The sequence below is a fragment of the Acaryochloris sp. IP29b_bin.148 genome, assembly GCF_028285565.1.
Taxonomy (GTDB): domain Bacteria; phylum Cyanobacteriota; class Cyanobacteriia; order Thermosynechococcales; family Thermosynechococcaceae; genus Acaryochloris.
Genome location: NZ_JANQOY010000092.1, coordinates 35942 through 44019, shown reverse-complemented (window position 1 = coordinate 44019; position 8078 = coordinate 35942). Strand labels below are relative to the sequence as shown.

Sequence of the window (8078 nt, the reverse complement as noted above, 5' to 3'; positions counted from 1 at the left end):
AAAGTGCGAACTCAACCCAGAGAAGGTTATCTCTCAGAAGCCCTACCTTATTAGCTTTTAGCCTTTCGTGTAGGAACGAATCGCACCAGCTAGAATCCCAGTTGAGGCCGCAACATTACTCTGAACCCGCAGCTCTGGCAAATTATCAATGCGCTCAGCCACCTGTCGCAACGTTTGTGATTGATCTGGAGTACTGGTTAAAACGGCGAGAGGGAGCAATCCCACCGATTCGATGAAAGGCTGTGTGGGTTGTTCCCAGAGTCGAATCACCTCAAACTCATGTCGGGTTCCCGGAATCTCAAACGCTGTTTGGAAAACATATTCTGAACGAGAGGGCGTCAGATAGATCACCCCTTGCTTCATTTCTTTTTGGGGAAAGCGGCGATAAACCCGCAGACGGTCATCAGCCATCCGATCAGCCATATTCTGGTCTGGTTCAGTCTGAAATTCGAGATGCAAAATATACGCTTCTGAATCGAGAAGAATCAGCGCATCTGCACGAATGGGTTCAAGTGAAAGTTCAGAAGAGCTGAGCTGCGTAAGCAGGATGGGTTCACCGAGAAGCCATCCTGCAAAATCACTGAAAAAGCTCTCTGTAAGGAACTTACAGGTGGAGTCAAACATCCCGGAATTATATCAGCCCTACCAAAGTCATATTCCTTATGAATTAGGTGCAAGGCTAGGGTAAAAACACTAGGGAATAGGGCCACCTGCAAAGCAGCCCTATTCATTTAAATGCATTTTGAATGGTATTCAGCAGTTTCAATTACTATTGGAGCCAATAGGCCGTTATTATTCCGCAGAGACGTCTAGAAGCTGGATCTCGACATTGAGGGCAGGTTCTGAAGTACCATAGTCGGGATGAGTTGCGATCGCACTGAATTGATCGCCCGGTTGCACATCGGTGAGGGTGGCTGTAAATCGTCCCTCCTCATCCGCCGTCACTGACATCATCGGCTTGCTCAAAGGCCCTTGCAAGTCGCCTTGTTCTAGCACTTGATACAGGACAACCTCTGCGCCTGGATCCGCCTTACCATCCAGATGCACTTGACCGTCCATCCAGTAGAACACGGAGCTAAAAAATTGTGGGGTGTTAATGCCACGATTAGCCGTATCTCGCTGGCGCTGATCCGAATTACGAGGGGGATTGGGACCATCACCGATTTGATAATCTTGGACCCTCGTGCTGGAGCGGGCCGCTAAATCAACCGAATTAATCGACAGACGAGAGAACCGATCCAGAAAACGATTATCGCGGGCAATCAGATCAATACTGAGCCCTTTAAGATTGGCAAACTGGTTCTCTTGGATAATATTGCGATTACTGGTGGGATAGGCCGTCACCAAAACCCCTGGACCGGGTTGATCTTGAATCGTATTACCGATCACTTGATGGTCATCGCCCATCAAGACGACCGCAGCCCGACGGAACCGTTGACCATTGCCCACGATCTGATTGTCCTTGATTTGAATCGCACCCTCTGGTCTATACAGATAAATACCGCTACCAGCATTATTCGTAATTTGATTGGCTCGGATTTGGCTACCTGCAATCCGGCCTTCTAAACGAATCGCATCGGGCATGCCTGCCACGCCATTACCTGCAATCATATTATTGGCAATTTCCGTTTGCTCAGCTCGAACACTGGTAATCACGGCACTACTGTCATGATTAGCAATACGGTTATTGAGAATGCGGGTACCCACAGCGTTATAAATGGAAACCCCAAAAGCAGAGCGGGGCGCTTGCACATCCATCCCCTCTGGAGAAAGCCCCAGCCAATTGGCCTCAATCACAACCCCTTGAGGCGGAATATCCTGCTCATCTTCATAGGGATAGGTGACTTCGGGATTATCTTCTTCCCGATGCTTCTCTGGCACGAGACGATGGGCAATAAAGATATCGGCAGGCGGTGTGGTGGCCGTGGTTTGATGCTGAGCGGTAAACCCGTAAAAGCTTAGCCCTTTCACCTGTACCTGGTCTGCGGCAATGGTGAGACCACGAAAGACTTCCACATCCTCAGCGGCAGTCAGCGCCACTACAGGGGCAGGAACACTCCCCTTATCAGCAACATAGCCTGTTTGGCTCGTGCCATCCACCACTAACCCCGGTTGTAAAATCGTCGGTAAGAGTGCCCGCAGACGGATGGTGGTTTGGTCGCTAGGCAGGTCGAACTCGATCCGGCTATGCTCTAGGCTAGGCGTAATTTGGGCCTGCTCAGCTGCACTCAGATCCGCCTTGTTCAGGGTGCCGTTGGTGAGTGCGATCGCTTCTCGCAACGTCAGCGCCTCATCTGCACGGATTTTACCGTCCAGATTGCTATTGACCACCACCCGCACAGATGAAGGATTAGGGGTTTGAGCATGGGCAACACGGGATAAGCCGAGGCCGGAACAGGTGACCAGGGAAACCAAAGCGGCCCAGGCCATAACGGTTCTACCCGAAAGACTGGATCGTCGGAGATCAGATTGAAGTGTACTGCGGAAAGACATGTTTCCTTCTCGATAATCACTCATGGGGAATCAATGGAGCAGTGGGTCAAGGTGTCCTTAAGACTAGTCCTTCGGCGAAGGACTAGAGGACGTTTGTTGTGAAACAGGAACAGTGGATTTGCGGTTCACCTTCGTCTTGGCCTGTTGGGCATTATCTTTCCCTTTATCCGCTGTGGTAGAAGACTCCTGTTGTTGAGGAGGAGCCACTTCATTACCAAACCCAAAATCCTTAAACAAGTTATTATCTAACTTCAGAGTGATGCCAAAGAACGGACCACTTGCCGACCGCGAGTTGCCTAAGTCGCGATCGCTCACATCACCAAAGGCATACCCCGCTGCCAACCGTACATTGGGGTTGAGGTAATAGCCCACTTCAGCAGAAGCCCCAACCTCATTGAAACCTGTGCTGTTTTGGCGAATCCAACGCACCTCGCCGCCAATATCCCAGCGGTAGCCTAGGCGATAGGTGGCTCGGAGTTGGGCCAGGGAAATGCTGCTGGTTCCTACCAAATCTTGAGCCAGGAAGGATTTGCTATGTCGCCAAGCGAACTTACCGTAGAGTTCCCAGCGCCAGTTCGGTGCATAGATCGCTTCTGCCGCTAGTAAATGATCCACACTGCCTGTCCCACTCCCAAACAAAATTGTGTCGGGAATCGTTGCCGGATTTTCACGGTATTCGTAGCGCAATAAAGCATTAAGCTTATCGCTGTCAGGATTACGATAGGCCAGCCCCAATTTCACATCCCGGCTGGTGCCGAGAGCCGACAGGGTCTGATTAGAGGCACTGGCTTGCTGATACTGAGCCAGCACCGTCAGGTCTCGAGTAGCGCGTCCAAGCGCATTGGCCGTCAGCACAGTATTGGAGCCTGTGGAGGTATCGCTATACTCAAATCGAGCACTCGCTTGAAAATCCGGGTTGTTGGTATAGGCCAAACCGACGCTAAAGCTGTTCCCAGAGGTGAGTCCTAAGGCAGAGGCACCAGCCCCAACAGCAAAGGGTTGGGCAATTTGCTGGCTGGCTGCGGTTCGTCTTAAGGAGTTATTAAAGACATGCTCGTAAGAAAAGTCTGCACGTAGCCCCGGCGCAATCGTTAAACCCTGATCAATCCCAAAATAGCCTGCCATGCCGAACCCTTCCGTCATCGCGAGCGATCCTCGGAGGGTGGTATCGGTGGAGAAAGTATGTTGACCCGTGATGTCAAGGCTGGTGATCAGGTCATCTTCAAACTCGCCCCCCGTGAGGTAGGTATTATTCAAGCCCACCACAATACCGGGATGCACCTGCCATTCCAAACCTACTAAGGTGCGATTGGGATAGAGCGGATCCACATCTGACGATAGGGTCAGGTCATTCTGAGCCCGCAAGGTGAGGTTTCTAGTTAGAGGAACCGTTAGCGAACTGCGAAGCTGATCAGAATTCGTGGTTTTGCCCGTGATTCGATCCGTGCGATCGCGGTGGACGTAATCTAATCCCACATCCGCTGGACCAATTCGCTGCTGAATCCCGGCGGTGATCGTGGTCAAAGAGTTATCCACCACGCTGCCAGGAGTGGGGGCAAAACCGGGTTGAATCAGCGCTTCAAAATCATCCAAAGGCCGAGGTGCAACTCCAAAGTTATCTTCGTGGTCATAACTGGCCCGCAATCGTGTATTTTTGGCAACGGTCGCTAGAATCTCAGCGCCGTAGCGCGTTTGGCCGGGGACAAAGCTCGTAGTGGCGTTGTTAGAGAATCCTTCATCCGCCCATTTGAAGTAAGCTCGACCCGTTAAATTCTCAATGGGATTGGCTTCTACCTCTACTCGGTAGGCGTTCCCACTGACCCCCTGAGTGAAATCCAGAGAATTATTGGAGTGGGCATATTCGGCAATCAGGCGATTATTCTTGCCAAAGGAAACGAGGGCATCGGCACCGTACAGTTCAAAGTCTTGGCTGCCTCGGTCTTCACGGAAATAGGTGGCACCAATCCAGCTCTCTTGATCCAGCGTTCGTGAAAAGGTGTACTGGGCGCGTCCTGCGATTGTATCGGTATCAGCATTCTCCCCTTCAAACTGGTAAGTGGTGACAATGCGGCGAACTAAGACATATCCTTGTTCATCGACATCGGTTCTGAGAATAGGACGCTCAAACTTTAAAGTGCCGCGATCATAATCGATCTGATAGTCTGCGCCCCGAGTCAGACGCTCGCGCTTAAGGACCGTACCTGGACGGTTGAGCTCTTCCAACTCCAAGAAAACTTGTTCACTCCCAGGAATCAGTAATCGACGAGAGAGGAAATAAAACCCACTGGTGCCATCGGGCGCAATGGTGTCCCGTTGAAACCCGTCATTGTTGTTCCCATAGGCCGCCGTCAGTTGCAGGTTACCAATATTGAAATTGCCTTTGAACCCATGCAGCGTCCGATTCGTTGCTGTAAACAACTGAGAGGAGCGGGAAAATTCCTCGGTATGGTAATCGCCCCACATAAAGTAATCACTACCCGCACCGGGAACAGGGGAGGTCCGTTCGAGTCGGACAAAGATATTGTCAGTGGAAGGTGCCGTCACATCCGTAATGGAGTTATCACCGTAGGTAGTGTAATTGTTGTAGTCACAATCCGAGCCCGATGCTTTGAACAGGCTGGCTTCCCCAGTACAGTCTTCGTTAAGGGGGCGCTCACTATTGTAGGCTCCAGTTAATAACCAATCGCCAATTGAGGTAATACCAAAGGCTTGGGACCGAACATCTACGTCATAACTATTATCCTGATCCAAGGGCAGAAACTCGCGGAAACTATCATAGAAGTCTGTGCCTCGACGGCCAATTCGAACATCGACAACTCCTGTTAATAAACCAGAAGGACGAATCGGTGTAGCAAATTGAAACTGGTGAAAGGCCTCTAGATCACTCGCGGTTGCCCGAATGCGGACTAAACCCGCATTAATGCTGGACTGTAAATCAGCGGTAAATTGACCATCAATCGCTTCCACCTGAAAACCAGGAACATCGGGTTTACTATCAGCACCAACGAACTCTCCGTCCGTGGCTTCCAGTGTCACCGTGGCATCCCAATTAGACTGGTTGCCATTTTCATCTAGTAGGAATCCTTGAACCTTAGCCGTAGAACGACCATCCGCGGGAACTTTGCTTTCAGCCGTCTGCACTTTCAGCTGAGCGGGTTCTCCGGGCACTTCGACCTGGATACTGGTAGCTGCCGCTTGGCCAACTTCATTCACACTAATGGTGTTAACACCAGAGCTAAGAATAACCCCGTACCAGGTTTGGCGGACCCGCTGAGTCTCAGAGTTGGTCGCGGTTCGACCCACTTGGGCTTTATCTACAGCCTTGCCATTAACACGAAGCTCAACGGATTGATCAGTACCATATTCAATAATGACGGTGACAGCAGGTTTATCCACAACCGAGCCAGTTACCGGTGTCAGGATAGAAATACCTGAGGCATTAGGAGCAACAGGAGTGCTCTCAGACTCCTGGGTAACAGGAGAAGCTTGAGGTTGTTCAATAATGTCCTGTGTCTGAATGATCTTAGAAGAAACGACCTCTTGAGCTAGGCTCCGTGGGGGAGCGACCTCAGCCAACTTATCCGCCTCAACGGGCTGGGCTGTTTTTTCGGTCGTAACCGCTTGACGAGTCTTAGTGGCTGCTTGAGCTACCTCTGGACTGACCACTTCCGGCACAGCCTTAGCAGCCGTGGGGGCCTCCTGGGCAGATGGGGTTGTTGGCAATACCGCCTCTGACTTCTCTGCAGCCGGAGCTTCCACTGTCTGAGCGGGAGCATCTATTGCTGCAGATTCTGCTTCTGATATAGGCTCTGCTTCCGACACCTCGTTGGTGAGCTGTTCTCGCCGCTGAGTTTTTTCTGCAAGCGCCTGAGCATTAACAAGGTTCGGTGTGAATGTTACGCTGCTAGCGATTAGTCCAAAAAGACTAGCCTGAAATATTTGAGTATAGCGTTTCATTATTTGGCCTCCTCTTGGAATGTGGGAGTAACGCCAAAATTCATGCGGACCGTGCCACCAGGTGAAAGCCGGACTAGCCGCGAGGGGCTATTTCGCTCTGCAAAGTGTAAGTTGGGCGCTAAGGTATAGCCTGGTAGAGTCGTTAAATCTAAAGCGCCAGTGCGAGCACCAGGGAGCACGCATTTGACATGGAATAAGCCATTTTCATCTGTAGTAATTCGGTTGCCATCATCCATCCACACCACGGCGTTGGGGATACCCGGCTCTCCGAGCTGTTGTTCACCATCAAAGTTTTTGTCTACAAACACCCGGCCTAAAACGTTGCCGCAATCCGTGAGAATGCCAGGGTTGACCCGAACCCGATGCACTGCAGGACCATCCCGAACCTCTAGGTCATTGTCGACTCGGGCTCCTTCAACGGTTGCCGAGTTTCTGCCATCCCCTCTAATTGCATCTGGGGTCAATTGGGCGGCATAAGCAATATTGAGAACCCCCTCTCTGGGCAGGACTGCATTGGTTCTTAAGGTTAAATTCAGTCCCTCTCCTTCCACTGAAATGGGAACAGCTGTCTCACTGATGATGCCTCTAACAGAGCTGGGCAGCAGTTTGAATCCAGCAGGGAGGACATCCTGAATGGTGAGTGTATCGAGGTCTCCATCAGAGCGGTTGCGAATAGTCAGTCGGTAAATGACCGTATCACCCGGGGCAGCGTTCGCGCGATCGCCAGACTTGCTAATTTCGATTTGATTGAGCTGACACAGGGTTGAGGAGAAATTAATGGCCAGTAACTGTAGGGGAATATTGTCCGCATCCCGAACTGTGGTAAATAATGTGGTGGCTGTTTCCTCAAAGTCAGTGACTGCCCCCGCAGCGATGGGCAAACCGTCTAAAGAGGTAGCCTGGTAGGTTACCAACAAGCGATTATCGGTGTCGGTGATTTGGGTCAGCCGGATCCGAACGCGACGTTGGTTATAGATAGACCCTTCCGGTGGATCGACAACCAAGATAAAGGTGCTACCCACAGAGAGCTGACCTCGCGACGGATCGAGTAGGAAGCTATAGGTTCCCTCACTTGCATTAGAAAGCGGGAAGGGATTTAGATTCGTGGTGTTGGGACTAATTCCCAAGGGAATATTATTGCCAGGGATATCAGGAACTTCAGTTGGAGTTAAAGCAATCAGGCTCCCTAGTTCAGATTGTGTCGGGCCAGCAGGGCTATACAACCCAACTGTAAATCCTGAGTAGTTATCGAGGACTTGCCCTCCACATCCTAAAATTTGTCCCCGCGGATCAGTTAGAGAAGTGTCCAGAGGCGTTTGTAAATCATTGGTCACCCCTTCAATCAGGGTGCCCCCATCACGCTGAGTAAAATAGCTGTAGCGGGCAATATTATCCAGCAAAAAGGTTTCAGGCTCTGATTCCTGGGCTATCGCGACCCCAGAGAATAGCTGTGGAAGTAATAAAGTGATAGCTGCTGCATATCGCCACGCTGCACGGGGGCGAGGTATCAACTTTTGGGGAAGTGGTCTCACGGTGGTGGACTCCTCTGGATCAGTCATTGGTAGAAAGGGAGGGGGGCAGCTAAGGTCTCTAGAGGGGGGCGCATCGGTCTAGAGAACAGCAATTAG

The 8078-nt window shown here is 51.1% G+C and carries 3 protein-coding genes and 1 pseudogene; all 4 read right to left on the bottom strand.

What is annotated here, in order from left to right; all coding sequences use genetic code 11:
- Nucleotides 1–78: 78 nt before the first annotated feature.
- Nucleotides 79–624, bottom strand: a pseudogene (locus Q0986_RS09110) (Rpn family recombination-promoting nuclease/putative transposase); the annotation flags it as partial.
- 168 nt (nucleotides 625–792) lie between these two features.
- Nucleotides 793–2493, bottom strand: a complete 1701-nt coding sequence (locus tag Q0986_RS09105; RefSeq protein WP_299408369.1) for a right-handed parallel beta-helix repeat-containing protein — start codon at nucleotides 2491–2493, stop codon at nucleotides 793–795.
- Nucleotides 2494–2556: 63 nt separating this feature from the next.
- Entirely contained in the window at nucleotides 2557–6450 is a 3894-nt protein-coding gene (locus Q0986_RS09100; RefSeq protein WP_299408366.1) for a TonB-dependent receptor, read from the bottom strand.
- Complete coding sequence (locus Q0986_RS09095; protein ID WP_299408363.1) at nucleotides 6450–7982, bottom strand: hypothetical protein; 1533 nt, start codon at nucleotides 7980–7982, stop codon at nucleotides 6450–6452. The genes Q0986_RS09100 and Q0986_RS09095 overlap by 1 nt, the downstream gene beginning before the upstream one ends.
- Between the last annotated feature and the right edge of the window lie 96 nt (nucleotides 7983–8078).

Coding starts and splice junctions, on each gene's coding strand:
- Q0986_RS09100 (WP_299408366.1), bottom strand. CDS start 6,450: ATGAAACGCTATACTCAAATATTTCAGGCTAGTCTTTTTGGACTAATC.
- Q0986_RS09105 (WP_299408369.1), bottom strand. CDS start 2,493: ATGTCTTTCCGCAGTACACTTCAATCTGATCTCCGACGATCCAGTCTT.